We start from the raw sequence: 16,284 nt of genomic DNA on the forward strand, positions 1-16,284 counted from the left end.
ATATTTGTCAAAAATATTTCATTCAATCCCATAATTCGCAGCCCCTTAAAGGGCCGGGAGGCTATCATAATATTTATTTTCCGTTTTGTAGCAATCTATCACTCAAGGTAAGCATATGTGTAATACCAAACCCTCCGGGAGATCAGGAGAAGCGCATGACCGGTTCGCCGAGGCAGCCGCATTCCACGGCCACATCTGCCCCGGCCTTGCAACGGGCTACCGGGCGGCGGAGGTCGCCCTTGAGCGCCTCCGGTCCGGCCGCTCAGAGGACGAAGAGCTCGTCGTCATCACCGAGACCGATGCCTGCGGCGTCGACGCCATCCAGGTGATCACCGGCTGCACCGTCGGCAAAGGAAACCTCTTCTTCAAAGACCACGGCAAACATGCCTTCACGTTCATCAACCGAAAGACCGGCGAGGCCGTTCGGGTGGCGGCAAACCCCTCGTTCGATATCGACGCGCTCGATCCCGATCTCGCACCGCTCAGGGCCCGGGTGATGCAGGGCCAGGCAACCGAGGCGGAGCGCGCCGAGTTCCACGAACGAATCCGCCGGGTCGTCGACGCAATCCTTGAGACACCTGCAGAGACCCTCTTTACGATCCGAAACGTCGATGTCGAGATCCCCGAGCGGGCACGGATATTTCGGTCGATCCCGTGCGCAAAGTGCGGCGAGATGACTGCTGAGTCCCGAATCCGGGTCGAGGACGGAGAGCTCGTCTGCTACGCCTGCTCGCGGGAGTACACCCGCCGCTGGTGAGGCGAAAACCTCTCACCGCACAATTTTTGCGAAAGGGATCTTGGGGATATCCTCAAGCCCCCGCGGCCTTGAGCTGCGGATGAGCGCGTTCACGAGCCCTTTCCGGACACCGATCGTGGGCTTCCTCATCGGCGATGATCGGGCAAAAAAGAGGGTTAAAAAGTGATCCGGATTTATTCGTCGATGGTGTGGATGACCAGCCCTGAGAGGAGTTTCGGCTCGAACCAGGTGGACTTCGGGGGCATGACCCCGTCCGCATCGGCGATTGCAAGCACCGTCTCGACGCGGACCGGCTGCATCGCTATCGCGAGGGCGTACTCGCCGGAATCCACGAGCCGCTCGAGGGAGGAGAGGGGTTTCGCCCCGCCCATGTAGTGGAGACGGGGGTCTCCCCGGGGGTCGGCGATCCCGAGCATCCCCTCAAGGATCTCCTTCTGCAGCACCGAGACGTCAAGCGACCCGATCAGGTCGTCCGGGTCGGCGACGGGCTTTGAGACCTCATACCAGGTTCCTTTGATGTAGAAGTGCATCACATGCATCGGTGCATCATTGGCGGCGAGCGGCGGGATCTGGTAACCGGAGGCGTCGACCTTCCCGTAGGGCCGGACGTCCCAGCCTGCATTCAAGAGTGCGTCGACAAGACCGGGGAAGGTGTAGTTGCCGAGATCGGTGACGAGCCGGCTGTAGCCGTGGATGCGGACCCGGTCGTGGGCGAAGAGGACCACCATGAACTTCCCGGCCTCTTCGGTGAACCGGCCGGAGTCCCGGCGGCGTTCGGCCACGTTGACCGCCGACTTGGCCCGGTGGTGGCCGTCTGCAATATAGAGCGCGGGGACGGCCGAAAAGAGGTCTTCAAGGCGGGAGAGCGTCTCATCGTCGGTGACCCGGTAGATCTCGTGGAGTACACCTGATGCGGTCGTGGTGCTCCCGTCGGGCTCTGCAGCCTCCGTGATGGAATGGACGCAAGACGCGATCTCCCCCGGGTCGCGGTAGAGCAGGAAGACGAGCCCGGTGTTCGCACCGACGACATCGATATGCCGGGTCCGATCCTCTTCCTTATCGTACCGGGTGAGTTCGTGCCGCCGGATCGTCCGGTTCTCGTAGTCCTCCGTTGCCACGCAGCAGACCAGCCCGACGAACTCCTCGCCGTCCTGGACGGCCCGGTAGACGTACATCCCGGGCTCTGCGTCCCGCTGGAACTTGCCGTCTGAAAGCATCTCATCAAAGATCTCCCGGGCCCGCTGGTAGACCCGGTCGTCGTTCGGGGGGAGGTCGGGGAGCTCGGCATCGGGCCGGCTGACCCGGAGGAAACTGAGGGGGTTCTTCTCGATACACTCCCGCGCCTCGGCCGCCGTCACCACGTCGTAGGGGACGGAGGGGATATCCTGGGAGTATTGCCGCTCAGGGCGGACAGCTGCGAAACGATATATCTGGACCATGAATACCGCCACTCGTATGTGCCTACTATTTTGGTGCCTGACACTATATTAGGTAGGGCGCTCCACATGAGAACGCCCGTTGTTCACTATGATGTCGCTGCAGGTCAATATTCGGCGAGCACAACCCACTGATATTCCAGAGATCTGCGCACTCGAGAGGGTATCGTTCGTCGATCCCTGGGATGAGAGGACGTTCCGGGAGGCGCTTGCAGCCTACCCCGAGACGTTCTTTGTGGCGAGGAATAATGGAGACCTCGCTGGGTTTGTCTCCGGGGGTATCGAGGATACCGGAGAAGAGGTTTACGGACATGTTATGAACCTCGCGGTCGCCCCGGAATACCGCCGCAAGGGGATCGGGTGGCAACTCATCCGCCGCCTGGAGCGGGAGTACGTCATCCTCGGTGCGAGCGGGGTGCAGCTCGAGGTCAGGATCTCCAATACCGGGGCGCAGGAGTTCTACCGTCGCCTCGGCTACCGGGAGGTCTTCCAGATCGCCGCCTACTATGCAAACGATGAGGATGCCCTGGTGATGATGAAGTGGTTCAGGTTCTAGGGCTCGGCGGTTCGTAGAACCGGAGCATGGGAGCCGGAACGGCGTGAAGGTGAGTGATCAGAGGGCAGGAGCGGGAGTTCTCGCTCCAGGCTCTCTCTACTCCCGGATCTGGCTATTTGGTCTTGCGGCCCTCTTATAGAGGCTGCGTTTTCGTCCCCTTAAATGGTATCGTGGGCCCGGTCCCGTCACCCCCGCCCGTGCTCCTGGTGGGCCCGTGCGAGGTGTTGGGCCGCGAGGGCGCCGAGGAGGGAGAGTTCTCCGGCGAGGACCCCGGCGGCGACGATCTCGGCAAACGCCTTTGCGTTGGTCCCCGGCGGATCCCCGCCCCCGGCGACCCCGAGCATCGCGAGGCACTCCTGCTGGGTATCGACCCCGGTGCCGCCGCCGACCGTCCCGACGGGGAGGGAGGGGAGGGTGACCGAGACGTAGACCCCGCCGTCCACCCGGTCGACGGTGGTGATCGCGGTGCTCCCCTCGACGACGTGGGCGGGGTCCTGCCCGCAGGCGATGAACGTGGCGGCGACGACGTTCGCCGCATGGGCGTTGAACCCGAACGAGCCCGCCCGGGCCGAGCCGACGAGGTTCTTCCTGTAGTTCGCCTCAATGAGCGTCTCCGTATCGGTCTTTAAGAGGTCGGCGACCATCGCGTCGGTGAGCCGCACCCCCGCGACCACGGTCTTGCCCCGGCCGCGGATCAGGTTGATCGCGGCCGGTTTTTTGTCGGTGCACATATTCCCGGACGTGGCGATGAGCCGTGCGCCCGTCTCCCGCTCGATCAGTTCGCCGACCTTCTGGCCTGCGATCGTTGCCATGTTCATCCCCATGGCGTCCTTGGTGTCGAACTCGAGCCGGACGAAGACGCTTGTCCCGGCAACGTAAGTGACGACCTCGGAGAGTTTCCCGTGCTTTGTGGTGCTCTCCGCAGCCTCGCGGATCTCTTCGGTGTGGCTCTCCACCCAGGCCATCACCTCGCGGGCGTGGACGACGTCGCGGGCGGCAAAGACCGGCGCCCGGGTCATCCCGTCTCGCACGATCCGCACGTCCGCACCCCCGGCCCGGGTGATGAGCGAGCAGCCGCGGTTCACCGAGGCGACGAGCGCCCCCTCAGTCGTCGCGAGGGGGAGGTAGTAGGACCCGTCGGCGTACTCCCCCTTCACCCGGAGCGGCCCCGCGACCCCGAGCGGCACCTGGACCGTCCCGATCATGTTCTCGATGTTGCGCTTCACGACCCGGTCGATCCCGATGGAGAACGACCCGACCTTGGCGAGGGAGGTGCCGGTCTCGGCCTCGATGAACGCCCGCCGCACCCGGACCGCCTCCTCCGGCGGGAGCTCTTTTTCGAGTGCATAGAGTTTGAGGGAGCCCTCTCTCAGTCTCCCGATGTAATCATCCATGAATAGTATGAGATTCCATATCTATAGATGGCTGGTGGTCAGCGTGCGAGGGAGACAGTGGTGCCTTGCGGTACCGAAACGAGAGGCTGAAGCGACACGGCGCCGCCTGCTTGAGGAGGGGATCCTCGACCGGCGCTACAAGCCGCGCCCGGAGGGAGACGCCATCCTGCTCCCGGTGGCGGAGGAGATCCCCGGGGCCGTCCTCTGCGAGGTCGAGGCCGTGCCGGAACGCCTCGACCTCCCGCGTCACGAGCTCGTCGGCGGGATCGCTATTTTGCAGGAGAACGATCCCGAGGGCGCCGAGCGGCTGCTCTCCTCCCGGCCCTCGGTCACGACGGTCCTCTTCCCCGAGACGCCCGTCGAGGGGGAGTACCGCACCCGCCGGTTCTCGGTTCTCGCCGGGACCCCGACCACCCGGACCCGGGTGACGGAGTATGGGCTCCGTTTTGACGTGGACCTCGCCCACGCCTACTTCTCGGCCCGGCTCTCGACCGAGCGGCAGCGGGTCCTCGGGATGATGGAGGAAGGGGAGTGGGTGCTCGATATGTTCGCCGGCGTCGGGCCGTTTGCGATCACCCTCGCCCAGAAGGCCGCCCTCGTCGTCGCCGCGGACCTCAACCCCGCCGCCGTCCACCTCATGGTCGAAAATATCGCGCTCAACCGCGCAAAGAACGTCATCCCGATGCTCGCCGATGCCGCCCACCTCCCCCGACTTGGATTCAAACCCTTCGACCGGATCATCATGAACCTCCCCTTCGCCGCGGCGGAGTTCCTCCCGGCGGCCGTCGCCCTCTGCCGGGACGGCGGGACGATCCACCTCTACGCGCTCGAGGAGCGCGAGGGCGAGTTCCTCCCCCGGATCCGGGAGGTCACCGGCGGCGAGGTCGTCGAGCGGCAGGTTCGGACCTACTCCCCGGGGAAGTGGCACGCGGTGTATGATGTTGTGGTGGAGAAGTAAGAGGGCTGGGTGGGGGGTTTGGCCTACAATAGGGACCGGGGGACTGGTTACGTCCACAGGTTCCGTGGGGATTGTGCACCATTGGAGCGCTCGAACGTCAATTGCTCCAATCTTTGAATGCTGTGCTCGAGTTTCTGCTCTTCTTGGTCTGCTTTCCTTGTGACTACACTTGGCATGGATTCCCACTGGGCATCGCATTGCAGGGGGGAGGGGACAGGGGCCCCACCCCCCAAGTGCGATACCCCCACGGTCCAGTGTACCGGATTTTTCCATCATGAGGATTGTTTTCCGTCTGCAATTTGGTGGGTCCGGGTCGGTCCGGGGAGTAGTATGTTTGAAGAACAGCCCTCTGGAGCCCTTCTTTCCCGATACCTCCCCACAGATCTTCACATCACGAAAAATAGGGGGTATAGAGCGTGATCGGACCTCCGGCGCTCGGCGCCGGAGACCCAGTCAACTCACACGGGGGTTGTGTTTGGAGTTACAATGGGGGGTTAGGGTTTGGAGTTACAAAGGGGGTTTTTGTTTGGAGTTACTCCACCGGCACGAACTTCGTGCCGTAGTGGATGACGCCGCTCTCGCCGTCGGCCGTCACCCGGCGGAAGACGCTTTTTACGCGCATCCCGATCTTTACTTCCTCGGGGTTGCAGGCGATCTGGGTCGTGAGCCGCGGGCCCTCGTCGAGCTCGACGATCGCGAGGACGTAGGGGGTCGTGTGCTCGAACTGGTCGCTTGCCGACCGGATCACCGTGTAGGTGACGACCGTTCCTTCGCCCTTGAACTTGTGGTCGACGATCTTGCCGCTCCGCCGGCAGTCGGGGCAGAGTGACCGCGGCGGGAAGAAATACCGCCCGCAGGTCGTACACTGCGTCCCGACCAGGTTATACCGCTGCGGAATCTTTCTCCAGAACCGTGATACCGACATTCTTACGCCCCCAGGATGTGCACGACGACCGTCGCGCCGGTGCCGCCGACGTTGTGAGCCATGCCGATCTCCGCATCCACCTGCCGTGCGCCGGCCTCACCGCGCAGCTGCGTGACGACCTCGCAGATCTGCTTGATCCCCGTCGCACCGACCGGGTGGCCGCAGGCCTTCAGGCCGCCGCTCGTGTTTACCGGAATCTCCCCGCCGAGGGCCGTTGCCCCTTCCTCGGTGAGCCTCCCCGCCTCGCCCTTCTTGCAGAAGCCGAGGTCCTCGATCGCGCAGATCTCGGCGATCGTGAAGCAGTCGTGGACCTCGAGCATATCGATATCCTTCGGGGTGAGCTTTGCCTGGGCAAACGCCCGCTTGCCTGCCGCCACGGTGGCGTCCAGGGTCGAGATGTCCCGCCGGTCGTGGAGCGCGATGGTGTCGCTCGCCTGGGCGCTCGCAAGCACCTTGACCGGCGAATCGGTGAACTCGTGGGCACGCTCAAGCGGCACCACGACGACCGCCGCCGCACCGTCGGTGATCGGCGAGCAGTCGAAGAGCCTCAAGGGGTCGGCCACGAGCGAGGAGGAGAGGACCGTGTCGACCGTGATCCGGTTCTTGAACTGGGCGATCGGGTTCCTTGCGCCGTTCTCGTGGTTCTTCACCGCAACCATGGCAAGCTGCTCGCGAGTGAGGGGATAGCGGTGCATGTAGTCGTTTGCGATCATTGCATACAGGCCGGGGAAGGTCGCTCCCACGAACCCCTCCCACTCGCGGTCCGCGGCGCTCGCGAGCATATCCACGCTCGCCCCGGTCCCGACATCGGTCATCTTCTCGACGCCTGCCGCGACCACGACATCCTCCATACCGCTTGCGACCGCGATCACCGCCTGCCGGAAGGCAAGCCCGCCGGAGGCGCAGGCCGCCTCAACCCTGGTCGAGGGGATGTTCTTCGTTGCGAGGCCCGCATAGTCCGCGATCAGGGCCCCGATGTGCTCCTGCTCCACGAACCGCCCGGCGCTCATATTCCCTACATAGAGTGCGTCGATCTCTTCGCCGGAGATCCCGGCGTCCTCAAGTGCCAGCGTCCCGGCCTTCACAAAGAGGTCGCGGAACGAGGTGCTCCAGTGCTCCCCGAACTCCGTGCACCCAATGCCGATTACTGCTACGTCTCTCATCTCTGCATCACGATCTTTCCTTTGTGTTTGGCATACAGTGCATAGTCCAGGTAGGTCGGGTTGGCGAGCAGCTGCTCGACGGTCGGCGCCGCCGCGCGGTTGAACGCCTCCGACTCGATCACGTCGGTGACGGTGATATCGAATGCGTCGCTCCCGGCCCCGGACCCGAACGAGGTCACGAAGATCCGGTCACCCGGTTTTGCCACATCCAGCGTCGCCGCAAGCCCGATCATCGATGCCCCCGAGTAGGTGTTCCCGAGCCTCGGGACAACGAGGCCCGGCTTGATCTGCTCGTCCGTGAACCCGAGCAGCTTTGCCACCCGCTGCGGGAACTTGGCGTTCGGCTGGTGGAAGACGGCGTAGTCGTAGTCCTTCGGGCTTGTCCCCGCCCGCTCGAACATCAGCCGGGCGGCGCCCTGGACGTGCTTGAAGTAGCCGGGATCACCCGTGAACCGTCCGCCGTGGCGGGGGTAGCTCTGCCCCTCCCGGCGCCAGAAGTCGGGCGTGTCGGTGGTGAACGAGCAGGTCTGGTTGATCTCGGCGATGGTCTCCCCCTCGCCGATGACGAACGCAGCCCCGCCGGCCGCCGCCGTGTACTCGAGCGCGTCCCCGGGAGCACCCTGGGCCACGTCCGCACCTATCGCGATCCCGAACGGGATCATGCCGCTCTTCACAAGCCCCATACAGGTCTGGATACCGGCGGTTCCTGCCTTGCACGCGAACTCGTAGTCGGCGGCGGTCATGTTCGGGGTCGCCCCGATCGCCTCGCCGACTGTACAGGCCGTCGGCTTGACCGCGTAGGGGTGAGACTCGCTGCCCACGTAGATGGCGCCGACTGCCTCCGTGTCGATGGTTCTCCTCCGGAGCGCGGCACGGGCCGCCTCGACGGCGATGGTCGCGGTATCTTCATCGAGATCGGGGACGGACTTCTCAAAGACGCCAAGACCCCGCATGATATCGTCTGCGTTGGCGCCCCAGATCCGCGCGATCTCCTGGACTTTAATCCGGTAGCGCGGGATGTAGACGCCGTATGAGTAAATGCCTACCATAACTTTCCTCGTAGTGAACTGATGATCGTCTCAACATCCATCGTGGTACAGAGCACCGTGATCCGGTCCCGCTCCGCAAGACCGGGTATCAGCGGGTGCACCTCTTCCGGGGTGATGCCCTGCAGCACCACGCAACGGGGCTTGAAGGGGGTGACCCGGATCGCCACCATGGGAGACTTCCCGGTCGAGACCTCGGTGAAGATGAGAGCACGCTCCGTGCTCCAGCCGTAGATGCGGTTGAACTCGCTTGAAGAGAGTTGAAGGATCGCATTGAGGCTGTTTATCACCGTATACCCGTAGATGGTCTGGTCCATCGGGCCGCAGAGTGTGACGGCGCCGATAACTTCGGCAAACTCCGGGAGGCCTATCGGAGAGGCGTACTCGTGGATGTCGTAGATGACATCTTCGTCGAAATCGGTGTACAGGATTTTTGCAAATTTGTTGATGTATCGGCCACCGTTGTCCTCGTCGATCGAGAGGATCGCATCGACAATCTTGCCGACGATGGCTGTTCCCGGACTCTTTCGCCGTCCGCTCTCGTAGTCACTGATAACTGAGGGCGAGACCTCGAGACGCTCGGCGAGCACCCCCGGAGGGATGTTGAAACTCTGCCGCCACTTCTTCAAGGCCTGACCCGGTGAGTCCGAAAGTGTGATCTCCCCTGCCATTTTCTCGGCAAGTTGATGCCGCACTCCGGATTTCATGCAGGTACTGTTATCACTCCGGCTTAAAAAATTAGCGTATTGGATTTCGACATTTCACGAAAATCGTCGGACAGCGATCGCTGCATAATCCATATATAGTATGCATCTCAATTCTGATATGATGGTTGAAGCGGAAGACCTGCAGTCCCTAAAGACGATCGCCCTCCTCGGGGGGTGCCGGGGCCCGATCTGGCTCTCGTCGCAGTCGCTTGGAAATGAACTGGGCATCAGCCCCCAGACCGCCTCGCGGCGGCTGATCGCGCTTGAGCGGCAGCAGTTTGTCATCCGGTCCATGAAGCCAGACGGCCAGTACGTCGCCATCACCCGTGAGGGCGAGCAGGTGCTGAGGCGTGAGTATGCTGATTACGTGAGGATCTTCAATCCCGAGCAGAGACAGTACGTCCTCGCCGGGACGGTGATCAGCGGCCTTGGCGAAGGCCGCTACTACATGAGTCTCCCTCACTACAAGGAGCACTTCGGCAAGTATCTGGGGTTCGAACCCTTCCCCGGGACCCTGAATATCAAACTCGATGCGACGAGCACCGAAGTCCGCAAGCACCTTGACCATGTCGGGTGGATCGTGGTCCCCGGGTTTACGGCCGATGAACGGACCTTCGGCGGTGCCCGGCTCCTCCCCTGCCGGATCCGCGGTCACAAATGCGCGATCGTCGAACCCTCCCGCACTCACTACCCAAGTGACATCATCGAGGTGATTGCCGCGTGCCAGCTCCGCAAAGCCCTGAACCTGAACGATAACGATACGATCGAGGTGGAGATAACCCATGATTGATGCAGCCATACAGGCCCTCGCAAGGGGCGAGTTCATCCTGCTCTACGACTTTGACAACCGCGAACGCGAGACCGACTTCGCGATCCGGTCCGATGCGGTCACACCTGCCCATATCCGGCAGATGCGCAAAGACGGCGGCGGGTTGATCTGCACCGCGATCCACCCTGAGGCCGCAAAGCGGCTCGGCCTGCCGTTCGCCTACGACGTCCTGCGGTCCTGCAGCCTCGTCGAGAAGGACGGCGAGGTCCCCTATGATCCCAAGAACCACTCGTCGTTCTCGCTCTGGGTGAACCACCGGGATACCTACACCGGGATCACCGATCGGGACCGCGCCCTGACGGTCACGGCCATCGCAGAGGAGGTGAGGAAGTCGCTCAACGGCGGCGGGCACAACTTTGCCGCACACTTCCGGACGCCTGGGCATATGGCGCTTCTCCGGGCCGCCGATCGGCTGCTTGATGAGCGGCACGGCCAGACCGAACTCTCGATCGCGCTTGCGTGCATGGCGGGGATCACCCCGGCGGTCACGATCTGCGAGATGCTGGACGACGAGACGGGGTTTGCCCTCTCCAAGGAGGGTGCAAAGGCCTACGCCGAGAAGCATGGGCTCGTCTTCGTCGAGGGCCAGGAGGTCCTCGACCGGTGGGAGTCGTGGAAGTCGGGGAAATGAACACTTCTTTCGATCTCCGATACCCGCATACATAATCTGTCGCGCCGACCATTTTTACACATCGGCGGCAGGTAGCAAAAATCCACACAAACTCTTTTGCTCTGCCGGGAAATAGCATTCCTTGCACTTTTTCAAAAACAATATATACGATTATACGGCACCATAAACGGATGAAAAAAGATGCCGTGGCATACTTGAATACGAAAAAAAAGGGAGATCTGGCAGCGCAGACGGCGGAGGTTGAGAGTTATTGTAAATACCGCTTTCGGATCGTCCGTCTCTTCCACGATCACCGGGCAAATGCAACGCCCCCTGAGAAACGGAAGGGATTTACGGAGATGCTGGAGTTCTGCGCCGCCAATAACTGCTCCCATATTATCATCTACGATCTTGCAAGCCTTGCCCGGGACATGGACACGGGGCTGGCAACCCTCAGGGCGTTGAACGACCAGTACACCGTCTACTGCGTGAATAACGACTTTATTGGGTTCCGGGACGAGCCAGAACTCCGCCGGGAGGCCATCGGCAACTTCATCGAGTATATGGACCAGTACCGGGAGAACGCTAAAAAAGCCGCTCCTCCTGCCTCGAAGAAGACGAAGGCTGCCGGTAAGCGGCCGATAGGGAGGCCGAGAGCCCTCAATGATGGTCAGGTCGAGGCGCTCCTCGCGCTGCGGCAGGCCGGGACGAGCATCAGCCAGATCTGCCGGATGTTCGATGTCAGCAGGAGCACGGTCAGCAAGATCCTCGCCGACTTCCCTGAACTGAAAGGGGAGTGGAAAGGGGGACAGCGGAAGTCGGAAGAGTAACTCCCTTCTTTTTTGTTAGGTCGTATTGTACTCCGGGAGCGGCGGCCCTCCCCGGGCATACCCCGTCGAGTCGAGGACCGCGAGCCAGTCGAACTCGACGAGACTCTGCGGGGTGAGCGGGAAGTAGCCTGGATTCTTCTTGCTGCCCGAACGGGTGGGGAGAGTCGCGACTGCCCCGGCGGGCAGTCCCTCGCCCCGGTGTGTCGGGATGAACCGTCCCGGCCCCGGGGCGGCGGTGAGAAGGTCCTCAAGTGTGCCGGGCTCGGGCCGGCCGATGCCGTTTGCGTCCGAGACCCCCACACCCGACCCGATGAGGGCGTAGCGCGGCCCGAGGATCGCATCGAGGTGCGCTCCCGCCGGGGACCACCTCCAGAGGTTGGCGCCCCATCGCCACTCCGCCTTCCCTCGCCGGAGGTGCTCGTTATGCGCGAAGGCGAGCACCTTTCCTTCCCGGCCGCGTTCGCGGGAGAGGATGTAGGCGAGGTTCTCCGCCATCATCGCGTCGCGCATCCCTAGAAGCCTTGAGACCCGGTCGTCCGACGTATCGGCGAGCCCGGCGTGGTAGGAAAGCAGCCACCGTGCGGACGCCGCATAGTGCATCACCTCCCGGAAGCGGTCGCTTCCGGCGAGCGCCACGAGATCGGGGCGGCGTCTCTGGAGGTCCGCGATGAGGTCTTCGGTTGCGACCCGGAGCTCCTTCGCTGCCAAAGATCGGCCGATCGACTTTGTCGGGTCAAAGACCGTCGCGGGGTCTTCCCAGTCGGCATCCCGGCCGATGAGAGGCTCGATCCGATCGCGGAATGCTCTGCCTGCGGCGCTATCGACCGAGGTCAGGTAATCGAGGACGAACTCCAGGAGCTGGCGCGGGCTATCGCTGCCGCCGAACTCGGTCGGCGTATCAAAGCCGTAGAACCGGAGTTTCGTACGGTGGGCTGGATCGGCGTTGTAGGCCCGCATCCACTCGACGAGGTCCCGGTTCGCGTCGAGCCGGCCGAAGCCGTGGCTGAACCCCTCTTCCATTACATCCTCATAGGATGCCGGGCCGCGGCCGGCCACGTAGTCGTCCACCAGCCGCCCCCGGGGGAAGCTGCTCTCGACGGCGATGGCGGTATACCCGTGCGCCTCCACGAGCCGCATAAAGAGCCGGTTGCGGAGGACGAGGAGGTCCACGGAGCCGCCGAGCGCGGCCATCATCCTATCGACGGCGGCATTGAAGGAGTCTGACGGATCAAGGGAGAACGGGGCCGCTTCGCGGGCGATCCAGTCGGTGAGGGTTGCGTGGGTCGGGTACGGCATGGGGGTGCTCCTCCGGTGGGGTTTCGTGTTGCTATGAGCGTGGGTGGTGGGGGTATTTTTAGGTTGGTGGGTGGGGATGGTGCTTTGGGCCGGGGCCGTGTCGTTGGTGATCGGCACCTTTCGTTCTTGGGTTCTCCTCCCGGGAGAGGTGTTCAGGGGCGACCTTCTGTTCACAATAACGCTGTTAACACTGTAAACCGAGATGAGACCCATGCACGGATTCCCACTGGGCATCGCGTCTGGGGGGAGGGGGCAAGCCCCCTCGCACCTACCGGTGCTCGAGCTCCGGTCCTGCGGAACGTCGCAACTCGCACCTACCGGTGCTCGAGCTCCGGTCCTGCGGAACGTCGCAACTCGCACCTACCGGTGCTCGAGCTCCGGTCCTGCGGAACGTCGCAACTCGCACCTACCGGTGCTCGAACTCAGGGCGTTCCGCCCTTCGTTCCTCGAAACTCTTCGAGTTTCTCAAGCTCCTGACCTCCGGTCAGTCGCACTCCCCGTCAGCCCCACCCCCCTAACTCGATATCCCCATGGAATCCGTGCCAGGTGTATCCACAGGGTACCAGCACGTTTCAAGATGTTCTGAAAGGACGGACCGTTTGAGGCGCGAGTGAAAGCGAACGCGAGCACTACCCTACGCGAGATGCGGAAAACTTCACAGAACGCGGACCTAGGCTCCCGTATTCCTCCTTTGCCTTCCGGGAGTCCTCGGTCGTTCCGAAGGAGGCGTCGAGCCGGAGTCTCGCGGTCCACGACCGCGATCGACTCCACGCGGACTGAAACCAGGCAGGCCCCGTCCGGGGACACAGTACGGGAACCTGATCTTTAGCGAGGACGGGCAGGGCACTGTAGACTTCCTCTGTTACGAAAACCTGCCTTTCTTCGCGTACGAGCGGGTGCCGTGGTATGCGACCAGGCCGTTCACCGACGGGGTGATGAATGTTGGCCTTGCGATTCTCCTGACGGCTCTCGTCTGGCCGCTCATGGCCGTATTCCGGGGAGTCTACGGTGTTGCCCGGGATGAACGCGATACTGGCCTCCCCGTGTATGCCCGCCTGGTTGCCGGAGCGGCCGCCCTGCTCTTCGTCGTCTTCGTGCTCGTCCTCCTCCCCGGGGTGATGGCCGATGCGGCGCTTATCGATTCGTACATGCATGACCGGACGGTTCCTCTGGCCCTGAGTGCAGTCATGACCTTCCCGGTCATTGCTGTGATCTTATCGGCTGTGGCCGCCGCCCTTGCCGTCCCGGTCTGGAGACGGCGCTACTGGTCCGTATGGCACCGGGTGCACTACAGCCTTGTCGTCATCGGGCTTATCATGCTGACGTGGTGGGTCAACTTCTGGAACCTCTTCGTCTTCAGGCTGTAAGCGAAGAGAGTCCATCTTTTTTGGATACCGGGAACAGATGCGGGCGGTCCCGCAAAAAAAAGGATTGTTCGGAGGTAGAGCGTGCCTCTACAGTTGAACCTGTGTGAGGGCGTCGTAGACGATCTTTCTATAGTGATCCGGCTGGGTCCCGTATTCTTCCTGGGCTTTCCGGGAGTCCTCGGTCGTTCCGAAGGCATCAAGCCGGTCCAGGGTCTCGCGGGCGGTATCCAGGACCCAGAGGTCGCGGGTCTCGCGGTCCACGACCGCGATCGACTCCACACGGACCGAGACCAGGCAGGCCCCGTCCGGGGTCGTGTAGAGGTTCGGTTTTCCGACGACGGCAACGAACGCGGGCGGCTCGATCCGGGCGAGCTGCTGCATCGCCTCGGGCTGGTAGGACCCGGCCATGATGAAGAAGGTGCCTGTCGGGTCGACCACCCGCCCGCGGTAGTAGATGTTCTGGTCTCCCTGCCGCTGCTTCTCCGTGAGGGTTCCGACGATGAAGATCCGGTTGCTCCGGATGCCGGTCGGGAGGATGACGTAGGTTGGGCTCTTCTCGTCGTCCCCGTCCTTGAACTGGTAGCGGGTCTCGCGGAGCTCGGATGCAAAGACCCTGCGGGCCGGTTCGCGCTCGAATGCGCTCTGGGGCTTCATGCTGCCTCACCCCCGGCGCGGTTCAAAAGTGCAGCCAGTTCCGCGGGCTCGAACCGCATCGGGGTGCAGGAGTTCACAAGCAGCCTGCCGCCGAACTCGTTCCCCGTGCAGGTGTAATAGCGTCCAAGAACCGCATTTCTGATCCGGTAAAAGATCTCGTCCATGCCGAGCGGGTTCGTCTCGGCGATCCTGATGGCTTCTTCAAGGGTGATCCCCGTGAGGGCCTCGACGATCTCGCGCTGCATCAGGACGTTTCGAGCGCGGATACCGTCGTCCAGGACTCCCTTCAGGCGGAGGTCGTAGCGGAATTCGGGCTGGATCTCGTGGACCGGACAGTAGTTCTGCCGGGAGAGGGTCCGGTTGCACCCCTCGACCGGGCAGCGCTTGATTAAGCCCGAGCCGGGAGCGATATGGACGAGGGCCCCCAGGATCTCGGTCTCGTTTCGTCCGACCTCGATATCGCCTTCGTCGGTGATGTACATCGCGGTGTTTAAGGTGAGGGAGAGCCTGCCGTTGTACTCGTCGACGGTGGCGTAGAAGATGTTGTAGACGGCATCGAGATCAAGTTTCTCTTTGCCTTCTTCCTTCCAGACGACGAACTTGATGGTCCCGGTCTCATCGCCAAGAAGCCCCGTCTGGAGCATCCGGTCGTGGGTGACTTCCCAGTCCTGGACGACCTTGGCCCGCACGCTCCCGACGCCGGGCTTCAGCTCGGCGATGGGTGTGATTGAGGGGAGGAGCGGAGCATCCTTCTCCATCCGGGTGATCGTGGTGCCCGAGTGGATCTTCAGGTTCGGGGCACCTTTGTACTCATCGACGACCGCGGATTCGATCCGGTACCAGTGACCGTACTCCATCGCGGGTGCGTTCGCTCGAGACCAGGTGATGAAACGAATGGCGCCGCTCGAGTCGGCAATGATCCCCGTCTGGGCGATCGAGGGGGATAGCGGCGGGGTCAGGGCAACGATCTTCCCCTCGAGTGTCACCCACTCACCGGGGACGATCTCGTTTATCGGGCGGAGCTCTGAAGAGTTGCTCCCGATACCGGTGACGTTGTGTTCACGGGCGAGATCGGCCGTCACCGTCCGTTCGGCCTCGGCGATGTTGACGCCGAACTCCTCGACGAGGCGGCGGAGGCGTGACTCGATCTTTTGTCGATCGGGGTGTGCGCCTTTTGCTTCAAGTTTCTGGGAGATTCTCTCTGTAACTTCGGAAAGATTCATTCCTTACATCTCCAGTCTGTACTTTCGCCTCCCGGGTGTATTAAGTATCGGTGCGTGGTGTGAAAATGAACGTCACCCCGGTACCATCGCCCTGGAGGTGCCCGCGAGCGGGCGAAAGCGCAAGGTGTGGCGGTCAATCTGAAATACTGCATCATGCGTGCAGCCGGTCTACGGGAAACCCGGGTTGTTATCGAACGATTGGGTTATCCGGGGCACAGGTGGATTGCTATTCCCGGCCAGGGTCTTTAAGCGTGTCACTCAACAGCACGCGGGCGAATTGATGGATCTTTTCGCCCGCTCTTTAACGTATAAATAGGGGCAGGGACAACATCAGCTGCATGGCATTGAATGCGGACAGTACAATCGCGGACCTCCTTCGGGAGAAGCCCGATGCAGCACAGGTTCTCTTCCGGTTCGGAATGGGTTGCCTTGGCTGTGCCATCGCAAACAACGAGACGATCCGGGAGGCTGCCCAGGCGCACGGTGTCCCTCTCGAAGAGATGCTCTCCGCTCTCGGCATCGCCGAGTCGTAA

General features: G+C 62.5%; 17 protein-coding genes. 8 read left to right on the forward strand and 9 right to left on the reverse strand.

Annotated elements, in window-relative coordinates; genetic code table 11:
• Nucleotides 1–115 precede the first annotated feature (115 nt).
• Nucleotides 116–757 (forward strand): FmdE family protein, encoded by a 642-nt coding sequence (locus MCUTH_RS03370; protein ID WP_066955559.1) that lies wholly within the window; start codon nt 116–118, stop codon nt 755–757.
• 173 nt (nt 758–930) lie between these two features.
• On the opposite strand, the gene MCUTH_RS03375 is transcribed toward MCUTH_RS03370, so the two are convergent.
• The gene (locus tag MCUTH_RS03375) at nt 931–2,196 is read right to left on the reverse strand and encodes a DUF1015 domain-containing protein (protein ID WP_066955560.1); all 1,266 of its coding nucleotides are present in this window, start codon (nt 2,194–2,196) and stop codon (nt 931–933) included.
• A gap of 88 nt (nt 2,197–2,284) precedes the next feature.
• Here MCUTH_RS03375 and rimI point away from each other — a divergent pair, with 88 nt between their 5' ends.
• A complete protein-coding gene (gene rimI / locus MCUTH_RS03380; RefSeq protein WP_066955563.1) occupies nt 2,285–2,749 on the forward strand; it encodes a ribosomal protein S18-alanine N-acetyltransferase in 465 nt (154 codons plus the stop codon).
• 185 nt (nt 2,750–2,934) lie between these two features.
• Here the strand turns inward: rimI and hmgA are convergent, their stop codons facing one another.
• Entirely contained in the window at nt 2,935–4,143 is a 1,209-nt protein-coding gene (gene hmgA, locus MCUTH_RS03385; RefSeq protein ID WP_066955566.1) for a hydroxymethylglutaryl-CoA reductase (NADPH), read from the reverse strand.
• Here hmgA and MCUTH_RS03390 point away from each other — a divergent pair.
• On the forward strand, nt 4,142–5,101 hold the full coding sequence (locus tag MCUTH_RS03390) for a class I SAM-dependent methyltransferase (RefSeq protein WP_236707430.1): 960 nt from the start codon (nt 4,142–4,144) through the stop codon (nt 5,099–5,101). The two genes, hmgA and MCUTH_RS03390, sit on opposite strands and share 2 nt — an antisense overlap.
• Before the next feature lie 532 nt (nt 5,102–5,633).
• On the opposite strand, the gene MCUTH_RS03395 is transcribed toward MCUTH_RS03390, so the two are convergent.
• The 4 genes from MCUTH_RS03395 to MCUTH_RS03410 are packed head-to-tail and all read right to left on the reverse strand — an operon-like array spanning nt 5,634 to nt 8,942.
• Nucleotides 5,634–6,026 carry a Zn-ribbon domain-containing OB-fold protein gene (locus tag MCUTH_RS03395; protein WP_066955569.1) on the reverse strand — a complete coding sequence of 131 codons (393 nt, stop codon included), beginning with the start codon at nt 6,024–6,026 and terminating at the stop codon, nt 5,634–5,636.
• A gap of 2 nt (nt 6,027–6,028) precedes the next feature.
• A complete protein-coding gene (locus MCUTH_RS03400; RefSeq protein ID WP_066955572.1) occupies nt 6,029–7,189 on the reverse strand; it encodes a thiolase domain-containing protein in 1,161 nt (386 codons plus the stop codon).
• The gene (locus tag MCUTH_RS03405) at nt 7,186–8,238 is read right to left on the reverse strand and encodes a hydroxymethylglutaryl-CoA synthase (protein WP_066955575.1); all 1,053 of its coding nucleotides are present in this window, start codon (nt 8,236–8,238) and stop codon (nt 7,186–7,188) included. The genes MCUTH_RS03400 and MCUTH_RS03405 overlap by 4 nt, the downstream gene beginning before the upstream one ends.
• Nucleotides 8,232–8,942 (reverse strand): helix-turn-helix domain-containing protein, encoded by a 711-nt coding sequence (locus MCUTH_RS03410; RefSeq protein WP_066955578.1) that lies wholly within the window; start codon nt 8,940–8,942, stop codon nt 8,232–8,234. Before MCUTH_RS03410 ends, MCUTH_RS03405 begins: the two co-directional genes overlap by 7 nt.
• 121 nt (nt 8,943–9,063) lie before the next feature.
• Here MCUTH_RS03410 and MCUTH_RS03415 point away from each other — a divergent pair, with 121 nt between their 5' ends.
• The 3 genes from MCUTH_RS03415 (at nt 9,064) to MCUTH_RS03425 (ending at nt 11,211) form a co-directional block, all read left to right on the forward strand.
• Complete coding sequence (locus MCUTH_RS03415; protein WP_066956879.1) at nt 9,064–9,732, forward strand: DUF120 domain-containing protein; 669 nt, start codon at nt 9,064–9,066, stop codon at nt 9,730–9,732.
• On the forward strand, nt 9,725–10,402 hold the full coding sequence (ribB, locus tag MCUTH_RS03420) for a 3,4-dihydroxy-2-butanone-4-phosphate synthase (protein WP_066955580.1): 678 nt from the start codon (nt 9,725–9,727) through the stop codon (nt 10,400–10,402). Before MCUTH_RS03415 ends, ribB begins: the two co-directional genes overlap by 8 nt.
• A gap of 170 nt (nt 10,403–10,572) precedes the next feature.
• Nucleotides 10,573–11,211 carry a recombinase family protein gene (locus MCUTH_RS03425; protein ID WP_066955583.1) on the forward strand — a complete coding sequence of 213 codons (639 nt, stop codon included), beginning with the start codon at nt 10,573–10,575 and terminating at the stop codon, nt 11,209–11,211.
• Nucleotides 11,212–11,226: 15 nt separating this feature from the next.
• On the opposite strand, the gene MCUTH_RS03430 is transcribed toward MCUTH_RS03425, so the two are convergent.
• Nucleotides 11,227–12,507 (reverse strand): erythromycin esterase family protein, encoded by a 1,281-nt coding sequence (locus MCUTH_RS03430; protein ID WP_066955586.1) that lies wholly within the window; start codon nt 12,505–12,507, stop codon nt 11,227–11,229.
• 935 nt (nt 12,508–13,442) lie between these two features.
• On the opposite strand from MCUTH_RS03430, the gene MCUTH_RS03435 reads away from it, so the two are divergent.
• Entirely contained in the window at nt 13,443–13,874 is a 432-nt protein-coding gene (locus MCUTH_RS03435) for a hypothetical protein (protein WP_150468753.1), read from the forward strand.
• Between the two features lie 87 nt (nt 13,875–13,961).
• Here MCUTH_RS03435 and MCUTH_RS03440 read toward each other — a convergent pair whose 3' ends face one another.
• Both MCUTH_RS03440 and MCUTH_RS03445 read right to left on the reverse strand, forming a co-directional pair.
• Nucleotides 13,962–14,528 carry an RPA family protein gene (locus MCUTH_RS03440; RefSeq protein ID WP_066955593.1) on the reverse strand — a complete coding sequence of 189 codons (567 nt, stop codon included), beginning with the start codon at nt 14,526–14,528 and terminating at the stop codon, nt 13,962–13,964.
• Nucleotides 14,525–15,751, reverse strand: a complete 1,227-nt coding sequence (locus MCUTH_RS03445; protein ID WP_066955596.1) for a nucleotide-binding protein — start codon at nt 15,749–15,751, stop codon at nt 14,525–14,527. The genes MCUTH_RS03440 and MCUTH_RS03445 overlap by 4 nt, the downstream gene beginning before the upstream one ends.
• 338 nt (nt 15,752–16,089) lie before the next feature.
• Here MCUTH_RS03445 and MCUTH_RS03450 point away from each other — a divergent pair, with 338 nt between their 5' ends.
• Nucleotides 16,090–16,284: a DUF1858 domain-containing protein gene (locus MCUTH_RS03450; protein WP_066955599.1), complete on the forward strand. Its 195-nt coding sequence runs from the start codon at nt 16,090–16,092 to the stop codon at nt 16,282–16,284.

It is taken from the genome of Methanoculleus thermophilus, assembly GCF_001571405.1.
GTDB classification, from domain to species: Archaea; Halobacteriota; Methanomicrobia; order Methanomicrobiales; family Methanoculleaceae; genus Methanoculleus; species Methanoculleus thermophilus.

Bases quoted from the DNA above. Each gene is read 5' to 3' on its own strand.
- MCUTH_RS03370 (WP_066955559.1), top strand. From the start codon at position 116: ATGTGTAATACCAAACCCTCCGGGAGATCAGGAGAAGCGCATGACCGG.
- MCUTH_RS03375 (WP_066955560.1), bottom strand. From the start codon at position 2,196: ATGGTCCAGATATATCGTTTCGCAGCTGTCCGCCCTGAGCGGCAATAC.
- rimI (WP_066955563.1), top strand. From the start codon at position 2,285: ATGATGTCGCTGCAGGTCAATATTCGGCGAGCACAACCCACTGATATT.
- MCUTH_RS03390 (WP_236707430.1), top strand. From the start codon at position 4,142: ATGAATAGTATGAGATTCCATATCTATAGATGGCTGGTGGTCAGCGTG.
- hmgA (WP_066955566.1), bottom strand. From the start codon at position 4,143: ATGGATGATTACATCGGGAGACTGAGAGAGGGCTCCCTCAAACTCTAT.
- MCUTH_RS03395 (WP_066955569.1), bottom strand. From the start codon at position 6,026: ATGTCGGTATCACGGTTCTGGAGAAAGATTCCGCAGCGGTATAACCTG.
- MCUTH_RS03400 (WP_066955572.1), bottom strand. From the start codon at position 7,189: ATGAGAGACGTAGCAGTAATCGGCATTGGGTGCACGGAGTTCGGGGAG.
- MCUTH_RS03405 (WP_066955575.1), bottom strand. From the start codon at position 8,238: ATGGTAGGCATTTACTCATACGGCGTCTACATCCCGCGCTACCGGATT.
- MCUTH_RS03410 (WP_066955578.1), bottom strand. From the start codon at position 8,942: ATGAAATCCGGAGTGCGGCATCAACTTGCCGAGAAAATGGCAGGGGAG.
- MCUTH_RS03415 (WP_066956879.1), top strand. From the start codon at position 9,064: ATGGTTGAAGCGGAAGACCTGCAGTCCCTAAAGACGATCGCCCTCCTC.
- ribB (WP_066955580.1), top strand. From the start codon at position 9,725: ATGATTGATGCAGCCATACAGGCCCTCGCAAGGGGCGAGTTCATCCTG.
- MCUTH_RS03425 (WP_066955583.1), top strand. From the start codon at position 10,573: ATGAAAAAAGATGCCGTGGCATACTTGAATACGAAAAAAAAGGGAGAT.
- MCUTH_RS03430 (WP_066955586.1), bottom strand. From the start codon at position 12,507: ATGCCGTACCCGACCCACGCAACCCTCACCGACTGGATCGCCCGCGAA.
- MCUTH_RS03435 (WP_150468753.1), top strand. From the start codon at position 13,443: ATGAATGTTGGCCTTGCGATTCTCCTGACGGCTCTCGTCTGGCCGCTC.
- MCUTH_RS03440 (WP_066955593.1), bottom strand. From the start codon at position 14,528: ATGAAGCCCCAGAGCGCATTCGAGCGCGAACCGGCCCGCAGGGTCTTT.
- MCUTH_RS03445 (WP_066955596.1), bottom strand. From the start codon at position 15,751: ATGAATCTTTCCGAAGTTACAGAGAGAATCTCCCAGAAACTTGAAGCA.
- MCUTH_RS03450 (WP_066955599.1), top strand. From the start codon at position 16,090: ATGGCATTGAATGCGGACAGTACAATCGCGGACCTCCTTCGGGAGAAG.